General features: G+C 73.1%; 24 protein-coding genes. 16 read left to right on the plus strand and 8 right to left on the minus strand.

The features are described 5' to 3' along the window. From EBO15_RS46445 to EBO15_RS34815, 7 genes are all read left to right on the plus strand, one after another. A partial coding sequence (locus EBO15_RS46445; protein ID WP_233616638.1) for a hypothetical protein occupies positions 1-180 on the plus strand: 180 nt, incomplete at its 5' end. 244 nt (positions 181-424) lie between these two features. Continuing rightward, positions 425-1,924 carry a flavin-containing monooxygenase gene (locus EBO15_RS34790; RefSeq protein WP_122198726.1) on the plus strand — a complete coding sequence of 500 codons (1,500 nt, stop codon included), beginning with the start codon at positions 425-427 and terminating at the stop codon, positions 1,922-1,924. A 10-nt stretch (positions 1,925-1,934) separates the two neighbouring features. Continuing rightward, positions 1,935-2,702, plus strand: a complete 768-nt coding sequence (locus EBO15_RS34795) for an SDR family NAD(P)-dependent oxidoreductase (RefSeq protein ID WP_122198727.1) — start codon at positions 1,935-1,937, stop codon at positions 2,700-2,702. Between the two features lie 193 nt (positions 2,703-2,895). Continuing rightward, a complete protein-coding gene (locus tag EBO15_RS34800; RefSeq protein ID WP_122198728.1) occupies positions 2,896-3,846 on the plus strand; it encodes a DMT family transporter in 951 nt (316 codons plus the stop codon). Positions 3,847-3,863: 17 nt separating this feature from the next. Beyond that, complete coding sequence (locus EBO15_RS34805; RefSeq protein ID WP_122198729.1) at positions 3,864-4,613, plus strand: serine protease; 750 nt, start codon at positions 3,864-3,866, stop codon at positions 4,611-4,613. Between the two features lie 72 nt (positions 4,614-4,685). Further along, entirely contained in the window at positions 4,686-5,591 is a 906-nt protein-coding gene (locus tag EBO15_RS34810) for an NAD-dependent epimerase/dehydratase family protein (RefSeq protein WP_122198730.1), read from the plus strand. Between the two features lie 67 nt (positions 5,592-5,658). Further along, complete coding sequence (locus EBO15_RS34815) at positions 5,659-6,150, plus strand: hypothetical protein (protein ID WP_147481793.1); 492 nt, start codon at positions 5,659-5,661, stop codon at positions 6,148-6,150. Positions 6,151-6,153: 3 nt separating this feature from the next. On the opposite strand, the gene EBO15_RS34820 is transcribed toward EBO15_RS34815, so the two are convergent. Next, positions 6,154-7,584 carry a serine/threonine-protein kinase gene (locus tag EBO15_RS34820; protein WP_158628443.1) on the minus strand — a complete coding sequence of 477 codons (1,431 nt, stop codon included), beginning with the start codon at positions 7,582-7,584 and terminating at the stop codon, positions 6,154-6,156. Between the two features lie 223 nt (positions 7,585-7,807). Here EBO15_RS34820 and EBO15_RS34825 point away from each other — a divergent pair, with 223 nt between their 5' ends. Beyond that, positions 7,808-9,328, plus strand: coding sequence for a CehA/McbA family metallohydrolase (locus tag EBO15_RS34825; protein ID WP_199744989.1), 1,521 nt, complete (start codon positions 7,808-7,810; stop codon positions 9,326-9,328). 9 nt (positions 9,329-9,337) lie between these two features. On the opposite strand, the gene EBO15_RS34830 is transcribed toward EBO15_RS34825, so the two are convergent. Together EBO15_RS34830 and EBO15_RS34835 are read right to left on the minus strand one after the other, a co-directional pair. Then, positions 9,338-10,612, minus strand: coding sequence for an RNA polymerase sigma factor (locus EBO15_RS34830; protein WP_122198734.1), 1,275 nt, complete (start codon positions 10,610-10,612; stop codon positions 9,338-9,340). 3 nt (positions 10,613-10,615) lie between these two features. Next, positions 10,616-10,972 (minus strand): YciI family protein, encoded by a 357-nt coding sequence (locus EBO15_RS34835; protein ID WP_122198735.1) that lies wholly within the window; start codon positions 10,970-10,972, stop codon positions 10,616-10,618. Between the two features lie 119 nt (positions 10,973-11,091). Here EBO15_RS34835 and EBO15_RS34840 point away from each other — a divergent pair, with 119 nt between their 5' ends. Beyond that, positions 11,092-11,859: an MBL fold metallo-hydrolase gene (locus EBO15_RS34840; protein WP_122198736.1), complete on the plus strand. Its 768-nt coding sequence runs from the start codon at positions 11,092-11,094 to the stop codon at positions 11,857-11,859. Positions 11,860-11,897: 38 nt separating this feature from the next. Here EBO15_RS34840 and EBO15_RS34845 read toward each other — a convergent pair whose 3' ends face one another. Further along, positions 11,898-12,830, minus strand: a complete 933-nt coding sequence (locus EBO15_RS34845; protein ID WP_122198737.1) for an ADP-ribosylglycohydrolase family protein — start codon at positions 12,828-12,830, stop codon at positions 11,898-11,900. Positions 12,831-12,908: 78 nt separating this feature from the next. Between EBO15_RS34845 and EBO15_RS34850 the strand changes: the two genes are divergently transcribed. Beyond that, on the plus strand, positions 12,909-13,583 hold the full coding sequence (locus tag EBO15_RS34850) for a hypothetical protein (RefSeq protein WP_122198738.1): 675 nt from the start codon (positions 12,909-12,911) through the stop codon (positions 13,581-13,583). Here the strand turns inward: EBO15_RS34850 and EBO15_RS34855 are convergent. Both EBO15_RS34855 and EBO15_RS34860 read right to left on the minus strand, forming a co-directional pair. Beyond that, on the minus strand, positions 13,543-15,024 hold the full coding sequence (locus EBO15_RS34855; RefSeq protein ID WP_199744990.1) for an alpha/beta fold hydrolase: 1,482 nt from the start codon (positions 15,022-15,024) through the stop codon (positions 13,543-13,545). The genes EBO15_RS34850 and EBO15_RS34855 overlap by 41 nt on opposite strands. 14 nt (positions 15,025-15,038) lie before the next feature. Beyond that, the gene (locus tag EBO15_RS34860; protein ID WP_122198740.1) at positions 15,039-16,160 is read right to left on the minus strand and encodes a serine hydrolase domain-containing protein; all 1,122 of its coding nucleotides are present in this window, start codon (positions 16,158-16,160) and stop codon (positions 15,039-15,041) included. Positions 16,161-16,587: 427 nt separating this feature from the next. Here EBO15_RS34860 and EBO15_RS34865 point away from each other — a divergent pair, with 427 nt between their 5' ends. From EBO15_RS34865 to EBO15_RS44615, 5 genes are all read left to right on the plus strand, one after another. Further along, positions 16,588-17,625, plus strand: coding sequence for a C40 family peptidase (locus EBO15_RS34865; RefSeq protein WP_233616640.1), 1,038 nt, complete (start codon positions 16,588-16,590; stop codon positions 17,623-17,625). A gap of 73 nt (positions 17,626-17,698) precedes the next feature. After that, positions 17,699-18,118, plus strand: a complete 420-nt coding sequence (locus EBO15_RS34870) for a BlaI/MecI/CopY family transcriptional regulator (protein WP_199744991.1) — start codon at positions 17,699-17,701, stop codon at positions 18,116-18,118. A 4-nt stretch (positions 18,119-18,122) separates the two neighbouring features. Further along, positions 18,123-19,046 (plus strand): M56 family metallopeptidase, encoded by a 924-nt coding sequence (locus EBO15_RS34875; RefSeq protein WP_122198741.1) that lies wholly within the window; start codon positions 18,123-18,125, stop codon positions 19,044-19,046. A 71-nt stretch (positions 19,047-19,117) separates the two neighbouring features. Continuing rightward, entirely contained in the window at positions 19,118-19,411 is a 294-nt protein-coding gene (locus EBO15_RS34880; protein ID WP_122198752.1) for a GroES family chaperonin, read from the plus strand. 78 nt (positions 19,412-19,489) lie between these two features. After that, complete coding sequence (locus EBO15_RS44615) at positions 19,490-19,645, plus strand: TetR-like C-terminal domain-containing protein (RefSeq protein ID WP_158628444.1); 156 nt, start codon at positions 19,490-19,492, stop codon at positions 19,643-19,645. Between the two features lie 28 nt (positions 19,646-19,673). On the opposite strand, the gene EBO15_RS34885 is transcribed toward EBO15_RS44615, so the two are convergent. Continuing rightward, entirely contained in the window at positions 19,674-19,898 is a 225-nt protein-coding gene (locus tag EBO15_RS34885) for a hypothetical protein (protein ID WP_122198742.1), read from the minus strand. Between the two features lie 153 nt (positions 19,899-20,051). Between EBO15_RS34885 and EBO15_RS34890 the strand changes: the two genes are divergently transcribed. Beyond that, positions 20,052-20,624 carry a dihydrofolate reductase family protein gene (locus tag EBO15_RS34890; RefSeq protein ID WP_122198743.1) on the plus strand — a complete coding sequence of 191 codons (573 nt, stop codon included), beginning with the start codon at positions 20,052-20,054 and terminating at the stop codon, positions 20,622-20,624. 60 nt (positions 20,625-20,684) lie between these two features. On the opposite strand, the gene EBO15_RS34895 is transcribed toward EBO15_RS34890, so the two are convergent. Beyond that, positions 20,685-22,007, minus strand: coding sequence for a DUF2252 domain-containing protein (locus EBO15_RS34895; protein ID WP_122198744.1), 1,323 nt, complete (start codon positions 22,005-22,007; stop codon positions 20,685-20,687). Between the last annotated feature and the right edge of the window lie 36 nt (positions 22,008-22,043).

A 22,043-nucleotide genomic window follows, 5' to 3' on the forward strand; every position in this document is an offset into this window, starting at 1 on the left:
TCCGTCCGCGTTTCCGCGGCCTTCGCTCCGTGGCGACTCTCTTACTTTATCAGTTCCGGCCGGCTTGTCAATTTCCGGCTGATTCTGATTTCCGCACTTCCCGTCCGCTTTCGCGGCCGTTCCCTGCGGCCCTTCTATTTCACCAGACCGGCGCCGATTCGCAAAATCGAGCCTTTCTGACGCCATCAGGACATGCGGGCACGACGAATCGGATCCGCATGATCAGTGATGGTCGCGCACACCGGGCCGGCCACCGCTCAGCGGCGTCCTGCATCCCTCAAGGCGCGAGGAGTGACACTACCCGACGGGTGGAGTGCCTGCAACTCGATTGCGGAGGAGCGGTGGGCGTGCGGGTTCCTGGTCAGGTGACCGGTTGCTCACTACGCTCGGAGACGTCCGGACAGAACGAGATTCGGGTGGCGGCATGGGTGCTCCGCACGACGTGGTGATCATTGGCAGCGGGTTCGGCGGGATCGGGATGGCGATCCGGCTGCGGCAGGCCGGCGTTGTGGACCTGGTGGTGCTGGAGAAGGCCGGCGGGCTCGGTGGGACGTGGCGGGACAACACGTATCCGGGGGCGGCGTGCGACGTGCCGTCCCATCTGTACTCGTTCTCGTTCGAGCGGAAGACGGACTGGAGCCGCAGGTTCCCGCCGCAGGAGGAGATCCTCGGATACCTGTGGCACTGCGCGCGCAAGTACGAGGTGCTCCCCCGGATCCGGTTCGGGACGGAGGTGACCGGGGCGGAGTGGGACGAGGCGGAGAGCGCCTGGCGGGTGTCCACCTCGTCCGGGGTGGTCGCCGCGCGGGTGCTCGTCTCGGCGTGCGGGCAGCTGAACCGGGCCGTCCTGCCGGAGATCGAGGGGCGGGACTCGTTCGCGGGGGCGGCGTTCCACTCGTCCCGGTGGGATCACGGGGTGGATCTGCGCGGGAAGCGGGTCGCCGTGGTGGGGACGGGGGCCAGCGCGATCCAGATCGTCCCGGAGCTGGCGAGGGCGGCGGGGCGGCTGCACGTGTTCCAGCGGTCGGCGCCGTATGTGATCTCCAAGCCGGATCGTCCGTACCGGACGTGGGAGAAGGGTGTCCTGCGGGCGGTGCCCGGGGCCTACGCGGTGAGCCGGGCGCGGATTTATGCGCAGTTCGAGGCGCGGGCGCTGGGGTTCGTGAAGTATCCGAAGTTGATGGGCCTGATGGCTTGGCGGTTCCGGAAGTCGCTGGGGCAGGGGGTTCAGGACGCGGAGCTGCGGGAGCGGCTGCGTCCGGACTATCCGATGGGGTGCAAGCGGATCCTGCTGTCGGACGACTACTACCCCGCGTTCGGGGAGCCGCACGTCGAGCTGGTGACCGAGGCCGTCGCGCGGATCACGGCGGACGGGGTGGTCACGGCCGATGGGCGCGCTCGGGAGGTGGACGCGATCGTGTACGCCACCGGGTTCGCCTCCACCGACTTCCTGGCGCCGATGAAGATCGTCGGACGGGGCGGGCGGGAGCTGGGCGAGGCGTGGCGGGACGGCGGGGCGTCCGCGCATCTGGGCATCACGGTCAGCGGGTTCCCGAACCTGTTCCTGCTCTACGGGCCGTACACCAACCTGGGCCACAACTCGATCATCTACATGCTGGAGTCGCAGTTCCGGTACGTGGTCGGGTGCGTGGAGGCGATGCGGCGGGCGGGGCTGGACTGGATCGAGGTGCGTCCGGACGTCCAGGACGCGTTCGACCGGAGGATGCAGGAGCTGCTGCGGGCGACCGTCTGGAACAGCGGCTGCCGGTCCTGGTACATGACGGAGGACGGGCGGATCGTCAACAACTGGCCGGGGTTCACGTTCGCGTACCGGAACGCGACACGCCGTCCGGCCCCCGGGGACTTCCTGCGAGGGCGGAAGGGCGAGGGGCCGCGCCGGGAACGCGGGAACCGGACGGCCTAGGCTCGCAGGCATGCCGACTGCTCTGATCACTGGTGCGACCGCGGGCCTGGGCGCGGCGTTCGCCCGCCGCCTGGCCTCCGACGGATTCGATCTGGTTCTGCTCGCCCGCGACGCGAAGCGCCTGGACACGCGCGCGCACGAGTTGCGCGACAGGTACGGCGTCCAGGTCGAGACGCTGTCCGCCGACCTGTCCACCGACGAGGGCGTCGGAAAGGCGGAGGAGCGGCTGCGCGAGGGCGTGGACCTGCTCGTCAACAACGCCGGGTTCGGCAACCAGGGCGCGTTCCTGGACGCCCCGATCGCGGACGAGCTGACGATGCTGAAGGTGCACTGCGAGGCGGTGCTGCGGCTGACGTCCGCGGCGCTGCCGGGGATGCTGGAGCGGGGGCACGGCGGGGTCGTCAACGTCTCGTCGGTGGCGGCGTTCGCGACGCGGGGCACCTACGGCGCGTCCAAGGCGTGGGTGGTGTCGTTCTCGCAGGCCGCGGCGTCCGAGATCGCGGGGCGTCCCGGCGCGGAGCGGGTGCGGGTCATGGCGCTGTGCCCGGGGTTCGTGCACACCGAGTTCCACCAGCGCGCCGGGATGGACGTGTCGCGGATCCCCGGGTTCATGTGGCTCGACCAGGACAGGGTCGTCGACGACGCGTTGCGGGACCTGCGGCGGGGCGTCGAGGTCAGCATCCCGGGGGCGCGGTACAAGGCGATCGTGACGCTGAGCCGGGCGGTTCCGCCGTCGCTGGTCCGGCGGATCTCCCGCGCCGGGCGCAACTGGAAGTAGGCCGCCGGGCCGCCGTCCACACGGACGGATCGGGGGCGTAATGCGGGCAGAGCGGACGATAGGACGCGTCGGGACGCTCCCGGGATGACACAAGTGTCGCCGGAATTCGCCTGAGGGATTGTCAGGGAATGGGCGGACACGGAAGGGTGTCGTCCCGACTCCCCCGCCGCCCCGCCCCCGAAAGGTCCCGCCGATGGGCCACGACCTCGGATACGCAGCGCTCGCCCTGCTCGCGACCAGCACGTACTACGTCGCTTTTGTGGTCTTCCGGACGGCTGCCGGGCGAATGCCGCCCTTGCGGGGCAGCCGTCCGTTTCATGTGGCCTGGACGATGTTGACCGATCCGGTGTGGTTCGGCGGCGGGCTGCTGCTGTTCGCGGGGCTGGCCGGCGAGGTGGTGGCGTTCGAGGAGCTGCCGCTCGCGGTGGCGCAGCCGGCGTTCGCCGTCAGCCTCGTCCTGCTGGTGGTCTACGCGGTGGCGGTGCTCGGCGAGCGGATGACCCGGCGCGAGTGGACGAGCGTGGCGCTGTTCGTGGCCGCGACGGTGCTGGTCGGGCTGTCGGCCGGGGAGGGGGCGGCGCCGGCGGCGGCCGGGCGGGGGTGGCGGCACACCCTCGCCGACCCGTGGCCGATGGTCGCGGTGACGGTCCCGGCGCTGCTGGTCGCGGGGCTGGTGTGGCTGGTCGGGGACCGGCGGGCGGGCGGACGGCACGCGCGGCGGCTGGCCGGGGTCGCGTACGGGATCGGGGCGGGCGCGTGCGCCGGGCTGGCCGAGGCGGGCATCCGGGGCATGGCGCTGGTGTACGAGGACTCGCGGCATGACGTCCTGGCCGTCCTGGACACGCCGTACCCGTACCTGACGCTGGGGCTCGCGGCGCTGGCGCTCGGGCAGTTGCAGGTGGCGTTGCAGCGGTGCCGTCTGGCGATCATCGCGACGGTGCTGACCGTCATCGGCCGCGGCTATCTGGTGCTGGCGAGCACGGTGCTGTTCCATGAGGGCTGGCCGTCCGACCCGGTGCCGTTCGCGCTGCGCACGGGCGGTTTCGCGGTCGCGCTGGCGGCGCTGCTGTACTTCCCGCGGTACGAGCGGCGGGGGACGGCGGGACTTCGGGACGGACGGAACACCGTGCGACAAGTCCTGTGATTTCCTACATTCGCTGTATGGCACTCTCCTCCCCTCTGCGCCGTGCCGCTCTCACCGCCGCTGCCGCCGCGTCCGTCTCCGCCCTGCTGCCCGTCGCGTCCGCCTCGGCGGTCGTCCACGGACGGGAGGCGTCCGCCGCGCGGTACCCGTGGCTGGGGGCCGTCGGCTCGCCGTTCTTCTTCCTGCGTCCCGCCGGGCAGTTCTGCGGCGGCGCGCTCACCGCGCCCGACAAGGTGCTGACCGCCGCGCACTGCGTCGGGGCCGTGCGGGGCCTGCCGGGCGTCCTGCGGGTCACGTTCGGGCTGAGCGACCTGCGGGGCAAGGGCGGCGAGGCCGTGGACGTGAAGAGCGTCTGGGTCGATCCGCGCTATCACGAGACGAAGTTCAAGAGCGAGGACGTCGAGCATCACGACGTCGCCGTCCTGACACTCAAGCGGCGCGTGAACCGGCCGACCGCCGCGACAGGACGTCCCGGCGACGCGCGCGCGGGCGAGGTCGTCGGATGGGGGACGACGTCGGAGTCGGACCTGTTCAACACGCGGTTGCACGCGGCGACGGTTCCCCTGCGTGGTAACGCGGCGTGCGCTTCGGCCTATGGGACGTCGTTCGACGCGTCCGACATGCTGTGCGCGGGCTCGCCGAAGGCCGACACGTGCCAGTTCGACAGTGGCGGGCCGTTGCTGGTGAACGGTCGTGTCGTCGGGTTGACCTCGTGGGCGTACGGGTGCGCGCGTCCCGGATACCCCGGCGTCTACTCCCGTCTGTGAGCCTCCGGCCGATGTGACACGCCAGGTGGCGGTGACGTTGCCCGACCAGGCATCGCTCGTCATGCTGGGCGGATGCGCGTATTGGTCACGGGGGCTGCGGGTTACGTCGGGTACGCGGTAGGGCGCCGGCTGGTGACGGCCGGGCATCAGGTGGACGGGCTCGTGCGCGCGCCCGACAGGGCGTTGCCGCAGGGGGTGCGTCCCGTCGTCGGAGACCTGCTCACGCCGCTCGCCTTGGACGAGGCGTACGACGCGGTCTGTCATCTGGCCGCGCTCACGCGCGTGCGCGAGTCGTTCACCGAGCCGCTGCGCTTCTTCACCGCCAACGTTCAGGGCACGGTGCACCTTCTTGACGCACTGAAGGGTTCGCCCACGGTCGTGTACGGGTCGACGGCGGCCGTCTATGGGACGCCCGAGAGCCAGCCCATTCCCGAGTCGCAGTCGGCCTCGCCGTCCAGTCCCTATGGGACGTCCAAGCTGGCCGCCGAGGACGCCGTCCGGTACCAGGCGGCCACGGGACGGATCGGCGCGGTGGTGCTGCGGACGTTCAACGTGTCCGGCTCGGTGGACGGACGCGGCGACCCCGACCCGACGCGGCTCATCCCGCGCGCGCTTGCCGTGGCCAAGGGAGACACTCCGCATCTGGAGGTGAACGGCGACGGCGGGGCCGTCCGGGAGTACCTGCATGTGGACGACCTCGCGCGCGCGTACGAGCTGGCGCTGGCAGCCGGAGCGCCCGGGACGCATCGGACCTACAACGTCGGGTCCGGGATCGGGGCGTCGGTGGCGGAGGTGATCGGGACGGTCGAGAACGTCACCGGACGGGACGTGCCGGTCGTCCACCGGCCGCCGTCGCCGGAGCCTCCGCTGCTGCTGTGCGACGCGGCGGCGATCCGCCGTGATCTCGGGTGGGAGCCCGAGCGGTCCGGGCTTCCCGAGGTCATCGGGAGCGCCTGGGAGGCGCTGCACATGCGCTGACCAGGGAATATTCGACTCCTCCAGGTAGTTAGTACGACTAAAGACAGTGCGTCGGAGGAGTCGTTTCATGACCGTTCAGCCCTCGTCCGCCCCCGCTGGCCTGCCCGTTTCGTCGCCGCCCCTCGCGTCCCCGCCCCGTTCGTCGGAGGCGGCCGTGCCCGTGCTGTCGCTGAGCCCCGGCGGGGAGATCGTCAGCGACCTGCACGTCGGCGCGCTCGAGCCCGGCGAGCACCACCGGGACACCGTCATCGTCCGGTACCGGGCCGACGAGGACGCCGTGGTCGCCCTCAGCGTCGAGTGCGCTGACCCGTCCACCGCGTCCCGGGACGTGCACGTCGGGGTCTTCGAGCACGCGGGCGAGCTGATGCCGTTCCCGGTGTTCAGCGGGTCGCTGCTCGACCTCGCCCGGCGGAACCGGGCGTTCGGCCGCTGGACGGGCCGCGGCGACGGCGACGACCACGAGGTCGTCTACGAGATCTCGACGTCCGTCGCACGCGACGCCGCGTCCGCGAGCGCGCCCGCCGACGTCGCGCTCCACTTCACCGCCACGCGCGCCTGACCCTCAGTTCCGTTTCAGGGCCCGCAGGCACAGGGTCACCGCGTACTGCTTCTTGGTCGCCGTGAAGACGGCCGTGCGGTCGACCATGCCGGGGCAGTAGCCGGTCGAACCGTACGGGGTCAGCCGCGCGGTCACCATGTAGCTGGTCTCGCCGATGATCGGATGCTTGCAGGGGTCCTTGTTCCAGACCCTGTTGTTCCACTGGTAGACGCAGTCGCCGACCGCCGCGCCGCGCGCGCCGCCCACGTAGAAGTGCAGGAAGGCGATCCCCGCCGCGATCGCCGCCAGACCCGCGAGGATCTTGGGGATCTCGTTGTCGGAGTCGCCCGAGGACGATGACGGTGACGCCGCGGGCTTCGGCGGTGGGGCCGTCTTCACCGGTGGGGACGGCGGACGGGTGTTCGCGGGTGGCTTGGTCGCCGCTTTCGCCGCCGGTTTCGCCGCCGGTTTCGGGGCGGGGCGGGCCGCGGGCTTCGGCTTCGGTTTCGGCTTCGGTTTCGGGCGTTCCGGCTTTCCGGGTGGGGCTTCGGTGTAGACGCGGGTCGGGCGGAGTGCGCTGCTCGTGCGCGTGCGGTAGTCGGTGACCATGTCCGCCACGTCCCGGGGCAGCCATTCGGTGACGGCCTCGGCGGGCGAGGTGAGGCGGGCCAGGACGTCGTCGACGGACGGACGGGCGTCCGCGTCCTTGCTGAGGCAGGCGGCAACGAGCGGGCGCAGTCCGGCGGGGACGCCCCGCAGGTCGGGCGGGTCGTCGATGACGCGGTGCAGCGACGCGAGCGGGGACTCGGCCGCGAAGGGGCTGCGGCCGGTCGCGGCGAACGCGAGGACGGACCCGAGCGAGAACACGTCCCCGGACGGCCCGGTCCGGCGTCCCCTCGCCTGCTCGGGCGACATGAACTCGGGGGTGCCGAGGACGGCGGTGGCGGGGTTCTGCGGTGCGGCGTCCAGGGCGCGGGCGATGCCGAAGTCGATGATGCGCGGGCCGCCGTCCGCGAGGATCACGTTGCGCGGGGTCAGGTCGCGGTGGACGACGCCCCGGTCGTGGACGGCCGCGAGCCCCTCGGCGAGGCCCGCGCCGAGCACCCGGACGGCGTGCTCGGGAAGGGGTTCGCCGCGTTCGCGGACGGCGTCGTACAGGGACGGGCCGGGGATGTAGGCGGTGGCGAGCCAGGGCGGTTCGGCGTCGGTGTCGGCGTCCACGACCTGGGCGGTGTAGAAGCCGCCGACGAGGCGGGCGGCGGCGACCTCGCGGGCGAACCGCTCGCGGAACGCCGGGTCGCCGACCAGCAGGTGCTCCCGGACGATCTTGACCGCGACGGTCATCCCGCCGGGCGAGCTGCCGAGGAACACCTCGCCCATTCCGCCGCCGCCCAGCCGGGCGACGAGCCGGTAGCGGCCCACCCGGCGCGGATCGGCGTCCCGCAGCGGTTCCATCCGGTGCTGCTCCCCTCGCGCGGCCGTGGGTCCGGCCCTGGACCGGTCCCGCTGGGATCCTGCCAGGAACCCGGCCTCCAGGGAACGGTTCTGTTCTTCAGAGCGGAGGCCCGGGGTGCCCGGACGTCGCCGGTTCGCCATCCGATGATCTTCGACGTGTCGCGCGGACGTCACCGGCGGGGACGAGTCTGACCGGCGGTTCTCGATCCCGTGGGAGGGACGCATGCGACGTCGCGACGTACTCAGGCTCTCGGTCATCGCCGGTGCGGGGGTGCTCACGCTCGACCCCGTCACGTTCGCGAACGCGGACGCGCCCGGCGCCGTCCCGGGCGGGGCCCCCGGGTCCGGAGAGGCGACCCGGACGGTCACCGGGCACCTGCCGACCGGCGCCGCCGACTACGTGTACCTGCCGGTCCAGGTGCCGCGCGGGGTCCGGGAGATCGCGGTCTCCTACTCCTACGACCGGCCGTCCGTGCCGTCCGGGACCGCGGGGAACGCCTGCGACATCGGCGTCTTCGACGAGCGCGGCACGGAGCTCGGCGGGAGCGGGTTCCGCGGCTGGTCGGGCGGCGCGCGGACCGAGTTCGCGATCAGCGCCGAACAGGCCACGCCCGGCTACCTGGCGGGCCCGGTCAACGCCGGGACCTGGCATGTCGTCCTCGGGCCGTACACGGTCGCGCCGCAGGGAGTGAACTACAGCGTGACGGTCACCCTGCGGTACGGGACGGCGGGCACGACGCCGCGCCCGGTGTACCCGCCGGCGCGGGCCAAGGGGCGGGGACGCGCCTGGTACCGGGGGGACTGCCACCTGCACACCGTCCACTCGGACGGGAAGCGGACGCCCGCCGAGGTCGCCGCGGCAGCGCGCGCCGCAGGGCTCGACTTCATCACCACGACCGAGCACAACACCTCGTCCGCGCACGGGGCGTTCGGCGGGCTGTGGGGCGACGACCTGCTGATCCTGCCGGGCGAGGAGGTCACCACGCGGAACGGGCACGTCCTGGCGATCGGCGTCGATCCGGGCACGTTCATCGACTGGCGCTACCGCGCGCGCGACGAGGAGTGGGAGAAGTACGCGCGGCGGATCCGCCGTGCGGGCGGGATCGTGGTCCCGGCGCATCCGCACGGGACGTCCATCGCGTCGTTCTGGAAGTACGGCTACGACGAGGCGGACGCGGTGGAGGTGTGGAACTCCACCTACTCCCCCGACGACGAGATGTCGATCGGGGACTGGGACAACCGGCTCGGTGAGGCCGCGCGGGGCGGGGGCGAGTGGCTGCCCGCGATGGGCAACAGCGACGCGCACCGCGAGCCGCAGGTCGTCGGGCTGCCGCAGACGGTCGTCCTCGCCGACGACCTGACGCGTCCGGCGATCCTCGCGGGGCTGCGCGCCGGACGGAGCTGGATCGCCGAGTCCTCGCACGTCGAGCTGGACTTCACGGTGTCGGGCGGCGGACGGCGCGCGGGCATCGGCGAGCGGCTCCGGGCGCGCGCGGACGCCCCGGTGACCGTCCGGCTGGAGGTGTCGGGGGTCGGTCCGGACTGCACGGTGCGTTTCGTGACCGACGAGGGTCCGCTGTTCAGCACCGCTGTGCCGGGGTCCGGGACGGGCACGTTCGAGTGGCGGACCACGCCGTCCTACGCGGCCTACGTGCGCGCGGAGGTGCGGCACGCGGCGGCGGCGGACGGGACGCCCGGGGCGATGGCCGCCATGACGAACCCGGTCTGGCTCGACGTCCGGTAGGGCCCGGCCTCACTCGAGTGCGGCCAGGCGGCGGGAGATGTAGGCGCGTTCGGGGTCCGTTCCGGCCAGTTCCAGAGCGGTTCGGTATGCCGACGCGGCCTCCGTGCGCCGCCCGAGGCGGTCCAGGAGATCGGCTCGGGCGGCGTGGTACGGATGGTGCGTGAGGAGTTTCGGCTCGTTTCCCAGAGCGTCGAGCAGCGCGAGCCCGGCTTCCGCGCCGTCGCGCATCGCCAGGGCGATGGCGCGGTTGAACTCCACGACCGGGGACGGCGTGAGGGCGAGCAGCACACCGTAGAGCGCGACGATCTGCGGCCAGTCGGTGGACGCCGCGTCCGGCGCCTCCGCGTGCAGCGCGGCGATGGCCGCCTGCACGCCGTAGGGGCCGGCCGGGCCGCCGGTGAGGGCGGTGACCGTCAGGGCCCGGCCCTCGTCGATCATGTCGCGGTCCCAGCGGGCACGGTCCTGGTCGTCCAGGAGGGTGAGCGCGCCGTCCGGGCCGACGCGGGTCGCGCGGCGCGCGTGGACGAGCAGCATCAGGGCCAGCAGCCCGGCGGTCTCCCTCCGCTCCCCGGGGAGGAGGCGGTGCAGGATCCGGGCGAGGCGGATCGCCTCCTCGGCCAGGTCGGCGCGTTGCAGGCCCGGTCCGAAGCTGGCCGCGTAGCCCTCGGTGAAGATCGAGTAGAGGGCCTGGAGGACGACGGGCAGCCGTTCCGGCAGTTCGCCGGCGCCGGGGACGCGGAACGGGATCCGCGCCTCGGCGATCTTCTTCTTGGCGCGTGTGAGGCGCTTCGCCATCGTCTCGGCGGGCACCAGGAACGCGCGGGCCACCTCGGGCGTGCCCAGCCCGCCGAGGAAGCGCAGCGTGAGCGCGACGCGGTCGTCGGCGGACAGCGCCGGGTGGGCGCAGGTGAAGAACAGCCGCAGCCGCTCGTCCGGGACGTCGTCCTCGTCGTGGGACGTCGCGGGCGAGGGCCCCGAGCGGTCGGCGTCCACCTGCAGGATCGCCAGCCGGACGGCGAGCGCGCGGTCGCGGCGCAGCCGGTCCACCGCGCGCCGCCGCGCCGTCGTCATCAGCCACCCGCCCGGGTTCGGCGGGACGCCGTCCAGCGGCCAGCGGGCGACCGCCGCCTCCAGCGCGTCGGCGGCGGCCTCCTCGGCCAGGTCCAGGTCGCCGAACCGGCGGGCGAGGGCGGCGAGCAGGCGTCCGTGCTCCTCGCGGAACACGTCCTCGATCCGGAGGCCGGTGCCGGAGGGCCCCTCTTCGGACGCCCGCTCGCCGGTCATGGGTCAGGCTCCGAAGTCGGCGACCGGGCGGACCACCATCGCGCCCTCGCCCTCGGCGCCGGGGCAGAGGGCGGCCCAGTCGAGGGCGGCGTCCAGGTCCGGGACGTCGATCACGTAGAAGCCGCCGAGCACCTCGCGGGACTCGGTGAACGGGCCGTCGGTGACGGTCCGGACGCCGGACGCGTCGACCCGGACGGTCGTGGCCGTGACGAAGTCGGCCAGCGACTCGGAGGACACGAGGATCCCCGCGTCCTGGACCTTCTGGTGGAAGGCCTGCCAGTCCTCGATGTTCCCGTTGCCCTCGCCGGGCGTCCCGTCCGCCTCGACCGCGCCGGCGTAGATCATCAGCATGTACTTCATCGTCGTGCTCCTCTTCGCGTTCCTTCGCCGTGCGGCCGTCGCGCCGCACACCCCTTCCACGGACGGAGGACCGGGAAATGGACACTACCCCCGAAAATTTTTGCGGCTAGCCTGCGCGGATGACCGACGCTGACCTCACCCTCACCGTCCTCGGCTCCGCGACCCCGTATCCGGCGCCGGACAACCCCTGCTCCGGCTACCTGCTCACGGCGGGCGGCACGCGGGTGTGGGTGGACGCCGGGACGGGCACGCTCGCGGAGCTCCGCCGCCACGTCCGGCTGGACGAGCTGGACGCGATCTGGATCTCGCACCTGCACGCCGACCACACCGCCGACCTCCTCACGGCCTTCTACGGCGCGCTGTACGCCGACGTCCGGCTCCCGGCTCCGATTCCGCTGTACGGGCCGTCCGGCATCGCGGACCGGCTGGCGGGGTTCCTCACCAACTCGTCCCGGCGCAGCCCGATCGAGGACGCGTTCGCCGTCGAGGAGCTGCACGACGGCCACGAGGCGCGCGTCGGCGGCCTCACGCTGACCAGCCGCGCCGTCTCCCACGGGATGCCCGCCTTCGCGCTGCGCGCCGAGGCGGCGGGCAGGGCGCTCGCCTACTCGGGGGACACGGCTCCGTGCGCGGCGCTCACCGAGCTGGCCGACGGCTGTGACCTGCTTCTTTGCGAGGCCGACAGCGCGGAGCCCGTCGGCGGGGACGAGCGCGTCCACCACACGGCCGGAGACGCCGGAGACACCGCGCGCGCCACCGGGGCACGGCGCCTCCTCGTCACGCACGTGGGCCCCTCCCTCACCCCGGCCGAGGCTCAGGAGCATGCTGTGGCCCGGTACGACGGGCCGGTCGGTTACGCGGCTCCACGGTCGGTCCACACCGTCTGACGCGTCCGCGTCCGCGACCGCGACCGCGACCGCGGACGTCAGCGGGGTGCGCCCGCGGCCAGCCTCTCGGCGAGTTCGCGCAGGTCCGCGAAGCGCAGGACGCGTCCGAACCCGGGAAGCGGCACGTGGAGCGCTTCGAGCCACTGGTCCGGGACTCCGCTCAGGCCGTACACCGCCCCGGCGAGCGCTCCGGTCACGGCGGCGACCGTGTCGGTGTCGCCGCCGAGGTCGACCGCCGCGCGCAGCGCCCCGGTGAAGTCGCTCGTGTTCCGCACCGCCCACACCGCGGACCCGAGGCAGGGCCACACCGCCCCGTTGAACTCGGTCGCGTCGTCCGGGTGCCAGGCGGGGTCGAGAACGCGCGCGTAGCGTTCGCGGTGCGTCTCCCTGACCTGCGTGAGCGTGGCGGGCAGCGCGTCGAGGGGGTCCGCGCCGTCCAGCGCGACGCGGACCAGCTCGTGCAGGATCGCCGTCCCCTCCCAGGCCGCGCCGTCCCCGTGCGTGAGCGCGGTGACGCGGCGTCCGGCGTCCATGGTGGCGTCGCGTCCGCCGGGGGCGAAGAACACCGCCGAGGTCGCGGCGCGCATCAGGCCGCCGTTCCCGGCCGCGCGCAGGTTGGTCTGGAAGTGGATCGCGGCCGCCATGTCCCAGGTGTCGCCGCTGGTCAGGACGGCTTCGGTCTGGAGGCCGATGTCCTTCGGGTCGGACGCGGCCCAGCGTTGGAAGCGGGCGAACACGTCCGGCAGGTCCAGGCCGCCGTGGTCGAGGAGGGACTCGGCCACCAGGACGGCCATCTGCGTGTCGTCGGTCGCCTCGCCCAGGTCCCAGCCCCCGCCGGCGCGCATGTCGCCGGGGCCGGTGGGAAAGCGCAGGGAGAACGCGGAGGCGGGGCCGAACTCGTACGGGGCGCCCAGGGCGTCGCCCAGCGCCGAGCCGACGACGGCGCCGATCGCGCGTTCGATTCGATCCATGTCGGAGAGGCTAGATGCGGGGGTCGGGGCGATCTAGGATCTTGCCCTCATGTCCGCGCTTCTCGGGTGGGTGGCTACATGTCGGTGCTTGCGGCGGCGGGGCAGCAGGAGAGCGCGGGGGCCACGCTGCTCCTGCTGGTCGGAGGGCTGTTCGCCACGACGGTCGGGATTCTGACCTGGACGAACTACCGCGGCTTTCGTGACCGGTTCGGCCAGGAGGCGCAGAGGTCCGCCGGGCTGCTGGAGCGGATTCCGCCGTGGCGCCTCATGAAGCGGAGCGACCCCGGGCCGGCCCAGATCTACGTGCGTGTCGTGGGGCCCGTCTTCGCCGTCCTCGGGTCGGTGCTCGTGCTCACGACGATCGTCCGGTTGGTGAGGCACCCGCCGCGGTGGACGATGCCGCACCCGCATCCGCATTTCGAGCCGTTCTACGCCGCGATCGGTGTCGTGATGGTCGTGCCCGTCGTCCTGATCCTCTGGCGCGGGCGGGAGGAGGGAGGGCCCTTCGGGGACGCCTGGGTGCGGGGCGGGATCTCCCGGGTCGGGTGCCTCCTCATCGGGCTCGGGGGGCTGGTGATGGCGGGCGGGGCCGCCACGGGGATCTTCCAGGCCTTCGGGGCGGGGTGGGCGGTCGGCGCCGTGGGGGCCGTGATCGTCATGCTGACCTCGGTCCGGAAGGACGGCGGCGACCACCCACCCCTGGATCAGCGGATCAGGAGCAGGTCGCGTCGGCCGCCGGGAGGCGGCCGGTGAGCAGGTAGGAGTCGACGGCCCCGCTCACGCACGTGTTGCCGTAGGACGCCTGGTAGGGGGCGTGGACGTCGGCCTTGAGCGTGATGAGGCGCGAGCCCTTGAGGTCGCGGTGCAGGGCCTGGCTTCCGGTGTAGATCGTGCGGGTGTCGCCGGTCGCGCCGACGAGCAGGCTCGGGAGGGTCGTCCGGACCTTGGTGAGGGATTCCCGGGGGGACGGCCAGAACGCGCACGGGGTGATGGCCTCGCCGAGGGCGCCGAAGATCGGGTGCCGGGCGATCCCCCGCCGGACGTCGCGCCGGTAGGTGGCGATGTCGCGCGGGGCCGGGGCGTCGCCGCAGATGATCGCGGCCTGGCCGCTGCCGTAGGCGGAGTCGGTCGCGGTGAGGAGGAACTTCAGCGATTCGTCCAGGGCTCCCTTCGCGGGGACGTGCTCGCCGTGGGCCGCGCGGTTCAGGTCCGCGACGGCCTCGGCGAGCGCGGTGCGGTGCGGGTCGCGGTCGTCGGCGAGCAGGTTGAACAGGACGGTCGGGATGGTCGAGTCGTCCACCTTGTAGGGGCCGACGAGCAGCGGGGAGCGGCTCGACCGGGCGATGACGGCGCGGACGGTCCCGAGGACGTCCGCGCGGGTGCGGCCCAGGTGGTAGGTGGCGTCGCGGCGGGACGTCCAGTCGGCCCAGTGGGCGAGGGCCAGTTCGTTGGCCTGCTCGCCGTCCTGGAGGAGGCGCCCGGTCCAGCGGTCCGGGTCGACGTTGCTGTCCAGGACGGTGCGGTCGAGGCGTCCGGGGAACATCGCGGCGTACACGGCGCCGAGGTAGGTGCCGTAGGACGCGCCGTTGTAGGAGATCTTCTTCTCGCCGAGGGCGGCGCGGACGACGTCCATGTCGCGGGCGATGTTGCGGGTGCTGATGTGCGACAGGAACGAGCCGTACTTGGTGACGCAGCGCTGGGTGAGGGTCCGGGCGAACGTCACGGACGCGTCGAAGCTGCGCCCGGTCAGTCCCGCCGAGCGGATCCAGGTGCCGCTGGGCCAGCCGCAGTCGACGGGGGCGCTGCGGCCGAGGCCGCGCGGGTCCATGCCGACGAGGTCGAAGCGCGGTCCGGCCTTCGGGGTGATGTCGCGGATGTAGGGCGGCATGTCGATGGCCGGGCCGGGGCCACCGCCGTTGATCAGCATGGTGCCGAGGCGGGGGCCCTTCGCCGTGAGCCGGGAGATCGCGATCTTGATCGTCCGGCCGTGCGGCTTGGCGTAGTCGAGGGGGACGGTCACGTCGGCGCAGCGCGCGCCCGCGTCGTCCAGTTCCTTCATGTGGCAGGAGGTCCAGCGGAGCTTCTGGTGGTGGAACGCGGCGAGCGGGTCGGCCGGAGCCGGGGCCGCCGCGGCGGCGGGGACGGCCGGGACGAGCATCGCGGCGGACGCTCCGAGGGCCATGAGGATACGCACGTGGGGGCTCCTTCTCAGCGACGTTCGCACAGGGCCGCCTGCACGACGTCGAGCATGTGGTTCTGGGCCTGGAGGGTGTCGGGGTCGGCGTTGAGGGAGACGGCGACGGCGCGTCCGCCGGGGCCCACCCCGGCGACGGTGGCGAAGCCGGCGACCCCGCCGGCGTGGCCGATCCAGGTTCCGCCGCAGGTCAGGGGCGTCTGGATCAGGCCGAGGCCGTAGCGCGCGCCGGGCCAGATGCGTTCGGGGTCGGCGGGGACGGTCCGGCGCATCTCGGCGAGCTGACGCGGCGGCAGGAGCCGTCCGCCGAACAACGCGGTGAAGAACCGGTCGAGGTCGCGGGTCGTGGAGACGAGCGCGCCGGCGGCTCCGCCGTAGGTCAGGTTCTGGTCGGTGTAGTCCGTCCAGCGGCCGTTCTCGTCGTGGACGTAGCCGTGCGGGTGGGGGCCGCGGATGGCGGTCTCGTCGCCGGGCCAGTAGGTGTCGCGCATGCCGAGCGGACGCAGGATGCGCCGGGTGCTCTCGTCCTCGATGCCGTGCCCGGTGGCCTTCCGCACGATCATCGCGGCGAGGACGAAGTTGGTGGACGAGTAGGTCCAGGTCTTGTCCGGCGGGTCCATCGTCAGGGCCATCGCGACGAGCTGCTCGGGGTCGAAGTGCCGCCAGCGGACGTCGTCGGGCATGGCGTCGCTGTGGTCGGGCAGCCCGCTGGTGTGCTGGAGCAGCGACCGGATGGTGATGCGCCGTCCGTCGTAGCGCGGCGTCCGGACGAGGCCGGGGAGCCAGCGGTCGACGGTGTCGTCCAGCGACAGGCGGTGCTCGGCGGCGAGCTGGAGCACCACGGTCGCGGTGAACGACTTGGTGACGCTGCCGATCCGGGTGCGTTCGCCGGTCGGCATGGGCCGTCCGGTGGCGAGGTCGGCCGTCCCGGACGCGGCGGACCACGTGCCGCAGCGCGGGTCGTCCACCCGGACGGTGACGCCGGGCGTCTCCCCGGACGAGGTGAGGGTGTCGAGCGCCTTCCGCACCGACGCGTGGTCGGCCGGGCAGGTCTTCGCCGCGGGAGCGGCGGGTGCGGCCTGGGCCGCGATCGGTGTCAGAACGGTCGCGAGTCCTGTCGCGACGGCAGTGAGCATCGGGGGGATTCTCATGCTTTTCAACGCTAGGGAGGCGGGTGCCGGGGCGCAGTATGGCCTTCCCCCGGGTCTCTTCGGGGGCGTCCCAGGGGTCTGTTCGGGGGCAGTCCCCCGAAGCTCTCGGCGCCGCAGGTCAGGGGCGGGCGGGCCGTCCATGGGGGGCGAACGGGACGGAGGCCTTGGGTCGAATTCGTGCGATCGGAGGGGGTTGAGTGGCGTTCGCGGGCCGTAGCTCCTACGCTCTGTAGGAGTCAGCGCGGCGTCCGGACCCCCGGACGCCGGGCCGGCGCCGCCGTGCCCTTTCCCCGAGGGCGCGTCGGGAGTCCACAGGGCCCGGGACCGCGCCGCCACCCGAGGAGGCGCGGCCCGGGCCCGTCCGCAGACCGCCCCCGGCCGCCCCGAGCGGCGGCTCGCGAAGGGAGAGCACGTGCGCTCCGCAAGAACGGTCCGACACCCCGTCCTCCGGCAACGCCCCGTCCCCCTGGCCCGGACGACGGTGGTCCTCGGGATCACCGTCGCGGCCCTCACGGCCCCGGTCACGGTCCCCCCGGCGCACGCCGCCCCGGCCAAGCCGAAGCAGGACGTCAACAAGCTCCACGACCAGCTCGAACAGCTCTCCGAGCAGTACAACGGGCTGAAGGTCAAGCTCGCCGAGACGCGGCGCGCCGCGAAGGTCGCGGACGGGATCGCGCGGCAGCAGGAACGCTCGCTGGAGGCCGTCCGGCGGGACATCGCCCGGCTCGCCGCGACCACCTACATCAACGGCGAGACCGACCCGACGCAGCGGATGTTCGCCTCGGCCGACCCGCAGTCGCTGCTCGACCAGGCGTCCACGCTGCGGTTCTTCGCCACGCAGAACGGGACGCGCGTCACGGCGCTCATGCAGGCCGTGCAGGGCGCTCGGCGGGCGCGGCTCCAGGCGCAGGACCGGGCCCGGCAGGTCGAGGCGCTCCGCTCCGCGCTCGCGAAGAAGCGCGAGGCCGTGTCCAAGCTGTACGACAAGGCCAAGGGGCAGCTGGACGCGCAGAACCCGGCGTCCGGCCAGAAGCCGGGCAAGACGCCGAACGTGCCCGGATCGGGCAAGGGCGCGCAGGCGGTCCGGTACGCGCTGGCCCAGCTCGGCGTCCCGTACTCGTGGGGCGGCGGCAACGCGTCCGGGCCGTCCTACGGCATCGCGCAGGGCGCCAACATCAAGGGCTTCGACTGCTCGGGGCTGACCCTGTACGCGTACGCGCGGGTCGGCGTGAACCTGCCGCACTACACCGGCGCGCAGTTCAACGCGGGCACGCACGTGACGCAGGCCCAGCTCCAGCCCGGCGACCTGGTGTTCTTCTACTCCGACCTGCACCACATGGGCATGTACATCGGCGGCGGGAAGATGGTCCACGCGCCGCAGACCGGCGACGTCGTCAAGATCAGCCCGATCGCGGGACGCCCGTTCGCCGGGGGCGTCCGGGTGTCCTGAGCCTCCCGGCCGCGCCGGACTCCCCCGCCATGCGGGACAATGGCCCGAGCGGGAACGGCAAGGAGGGAACCTCGTGGGCGATCTCGGCGGCGCGCTGGAGCGGGCGGTCATGGACGCGCTGTGGGCGGCGGACGAGCCGCTGCGCGTCCGCGAACTGCTCAACCTGCTCAACGCGACCGCCGGGCGGAGGCTCGCCTACAACACCGTCCAGACCGTGGCCGAGCGCCTGACCCGCAAGGACCTGCTGCGCCGCGTCCCCGACGGCCAGGCGTTCCGGTACGCGCCGACGCAGAGCCGCGACGACTTCACCGTCGCGCTCCTGCTGGACGCCCTCACCGACTCCCCCGACCAGGGCGCGATCCTGGCCCGGCTGGTCGAGAGCGTCCCCGAGGCCGACGCGCGCCGCATGCTGGACGCCCTCAACGCCCGCACCACCGAACCCGGCTCGGGCTCGGGCTCGGGCTCGGGCGCCGGTGACGAGGCGCGGGGCTGACGGGGTGCTGGTTCTCGGCGTCCAGCTGATCTTCCTGATCGCCGCGCTGGGGTGCTGCGCGGGCGCGTCCCTGGACGCGGCGTCGTTCGCGCGGCACCACCCGGCGAGCGCCGTGCTGTGCTGGACGGGCGCCGTCCTCGGCCTGTGGGCGTCGCTGTTCGGCCTGGTCACGCTGCTGCTGTTCTGGCCGGGCGCGGCCGGGCACGGCTTCGCCGAGCTGCTGTCGACCTGCCTCACCCCGCACTCCCACCCGGGCCTGCTGTGGGGCGGCCTCGGCAGCTGCGCCCTCGCCGTCCTGTGCTCGGTCCGGCTGTCGCGCGGCGTCCCCCGCGCGTGGCGGACGGTCCGGAGCCGCCGCCGGCACCGCAGCATGCTCCGCCTCGTCGCCCGCGCCGACGACCGGCACCCGGACGTCCTGCTCCTCGACCATCCGCTGCCGGTCGCCTACTGCCTGCCCGCCGGGGCCCGCTCCATCGTGATCAGCAGCGGGGCGCGCACCCGGCTGGCTCCCGCCGAGCTGGCGGCCGTCCTCGCCCACGAACGCGCCCACCTGCGGCAACGCCACCACGCCCTGCTGATGCTGCTCGACCTCAGCCATGCCGCGCTGCCGTGGCTGCCGACGCTCCGCCGGGCCATGACGACCGTCCCGCTGCTGCTGGAGATGGCCGCCGACGACGCCGCCGTCCGGCGGCACGGGCCGGAGGCCGTCCGGTCCGCGCTGCAGAACCTGGCCGTGCTGCCCGGGCCGTCCGGCACCCTGGCCGCCGCCGGGGACCGCCCCCTCACGCGCCGCCTGGCCCGCCTGGACGCCGCGCCCGACCCGCGTCCGCTGACCCGCCCGCTGGCCCGGATCGCCGCCGCCGTCTCGGTCGCCGCGCCCCTCACCACCGTCGCGCTGACCATCGCGTCCATCCCGCCCACCTGCTGACGCGGGGCGGACGGACCCCCCGTAACTGGTATCTTCCGAGGGTGTCCGACCAGGCCAAGTTCGAAGTCCAGATGCTCCACGACCGTGTCATGATCAAGGTCGAGAAGGAGAGCGGGGAGCGCCGCAGCACCGGCGGCATCGTCATTCCCGCCACCGTGGAGCAGTCCAACCGGCTCAGCTGGGGCGAGGTCTGCGGCGTCGGCCACCACGTCCGCGCCGTCAAGGTCGGCGACCGCGTCCTGTTCCACCCCGAGGACCAGTTCGTCGTCGAGATCCAGGGCGAGGACTACCTCGTCATGCGCGAACGCGACCTGCACGCCATCGCCAGCGAGCGCCCCGAGCACGGCACCGGCCTCTACCTCTGACCTGACCCGCCGCCCCGCGGCAGCGGCCGGGTCGCCCCCGCGGCAGCGGCCGGGCCGGCCCCGACGCTGATGTCGGCGATGTTCGTGCGGGCCATCACGTGGTGGCTGGAGAACGACCGTCCGATGCCGCCGCGCCGGATCGCGGACCGTACCGCCCGCGCCGCGTCCGCCCTCGTCACCGAGGCGGGAACCTGGAGCTCCCCGGTGGGCCCGGACCGCACGTCCACGGCGTGACCGTCCGGCCCGGGCCCCGCCGGACGGATCACTTGTCAGTGATCGGCTGGCCGTCGTACTTGCCCCCGATGCACCAGCCCAGCGGGAGCGGGTCGTCCCCCATGATGGTGCCGCCGCCGTCGACGCACTGCCGCCCGGTGACATCGGACGGGGCGGCGGCGACCGGCGGCGTGGCAAGGGCGGTCCCTGCAGTGGCGAGCGCCGCGGTGGCGAGCGCCGCGGCCAGGGCCGGGCGGACGATGGATCGGTGCATGTGCTGCCCTCTCGTGAACTGCCGAACATTGCTCACCTATAGTTACTGTTTGATCACTCAACGCGTCCAACCGTTTTCCGTCACCGGGCTTGTCAGAGCCTCCGGCTAGGTTCAGCGACATCGGGCGACCGGCGGCACACTCAAGGAATCCTCATGCGCACCCTGATCAGCACCGCGTTCATCTCCCTCGACGGCGTCGTCGACTCGCCCGGCGGCGAGCCCGGCTACCGCAACTCCGGCTGGACGTTCAAGGACATCGAGTTCGTCCCCGAGGCGTTCGAGATCAAGGGCCGCGAGCAGGAGGAGGCGGCCGCGATGATGATGGGCCGCACCAGCTACGAGGCGTTCCGCGAGGTCTGGCCGGGGATGGAGGAGTTCGCCCGGTACAAGACGCTGCCGAAGTACGTCGTGTCCACCACCCTGACCGAGGACGACCTGGTCGACGACTGGGGCGACACCACGATCCTGCGGTCGGTCGACGAGGTCGCCGAGCTGAAGCGGGGCGAGGGCGGCCCGATCATCGTCCACGGCAGCGCCTCGCTCAACCACTCCCTGTCGGACGCCGGCCTCATCGACCGCTACCACCTGCTGGTCTTCCCCGTCCTGCTCGGCGCGGGCAAGCGCCTGTTCAGCACCACCGACAAGGACGCCCAGCGGCTGCGGCTCGTCGAGCACGAGGCGTACTCCAACGGCCTCCAGAAGAACGTCTTCGACGTCGTCCGCTGAGCCGGGGACGGCGGGCCCAGCCGGGCGGGCCCAGCTCTGGCAGGTTCAGCCGGGGAAGGTTCAGCCGGGCGGCCGGACGGCGGCGCGGAACGCGGCGTGGTCCCGCGCGTTCTGGTCGGCGTAGGCCATCGCGAACTCGGCCACGGCCTCGTCGAACACCCCCGAACGCCCGAGATAGCCCGCGATCCGGACGCGGGGCCCGGTGTTCGCGTGCGCGACGGCCAGGGTGCCGCCGCACAGCCGGGCGTAGAGGCCGAGCCCGTACTCGTTCAGGTCCGCGATGTCGACCGATCCCTTCATGTCGCGCAGCTGCCGCCAGTAGTAGTCGTGCGGGCCGTCCGCCGACCAGCCGAGGAAGACGTCGCTGACCGACTGGAGCAGCCGCTGCCCCGCCACGACCCGGCGTCCCTGGTTCCGGTACGCGCTCGGCGACAGGTGCGGCTCCAGCACCGACCGCCCCGCCTCCTTGATCTGGAGGACCAGCGGATCCCGGACGTCCCGCCCCTGCAGGACGACGACGAAGCACCGCGTCCCGACACTCCCCACGCCGACGACCTTCCGGGCCGCGTCCACGTACCGGTACTCGCGGAGCAAAAACGCGACGTCGTCGGGCAGCGAACGCGCGTACCCGTCCAGGCCGCGCGCCACGATCTCCTCCGCCTCGCCCGCCTTCGCGCGCTCCAGCAGCGGCGGCTGGTCGACGATCCGCAGCGAGTCGCCCTCACGCCGCGTGAGCTTCGCGACCGCCTGGAGGTTGCCGCGCCCCCGGGTGCGGTCGATGAGCTTCCGGGCCCGCCTGCGCGCGCCCTTCCCGGTGATCCGCGCGTAGACGTCGTCGGCCCTGGTCATCGTGTAGTAGACGTCCAGGTTCGTCCTCTCGGCGAGGCTCCGCATCCGCTCCCGGTAGGACGTCGCGGCCAGGCGGGCCGTCCTCCGCGCGACGCCGTCCCCGAACCCCTGATCGCGCGCTGCGACAGCGAAGCTCGCCACGAGCCGCTTGACGTCCCACTCCCACGGCCCCGGCAGCGTCTCGTCGAAGTCGTTCACGTCGAACACCAGGACCCGCTCGGGCGAGGCGTAGAACCCGAAGTTCATCAGGTGCGCGTCCCCGCACGCCTGGACGGCCGGCCCGGTCGTCGGCGTCGTGGCGAGGTCCCCCGCCATGACGGCCGCCGCGCCCCGCAGGAACGCGAACGGATCGGCCGCCATCCGCTCGTGCCGGATCGGCACCAGGTCCCGCAGCCGGCCCTCGTCCTGCGCGAAGATCACCCCGACCGGGTCCCGCCGGTGCGCGGGCGGCGCCCACTCGGCGTGCGCGCTCCTCCGGACCCGCTTGCGCAGCGCCTTGCCCGCCCGGTACTCGTCCTCCGGCGACCCGGCCATGCCCTGAATATTCCAGGACGTTCCAACACCGAACCG

The sequence above is a fragment of the Actinomadura harenae genome, assembly GCF_003696215.1.
In the GTDB taxonomy this organism is placed as follows: domain Bacteria; phylum Actinomycetota; class Actinomycetes; order Streptosporangiales; family Streptosporangiaceae; genus Spirillospora; species Spirillospora harenae.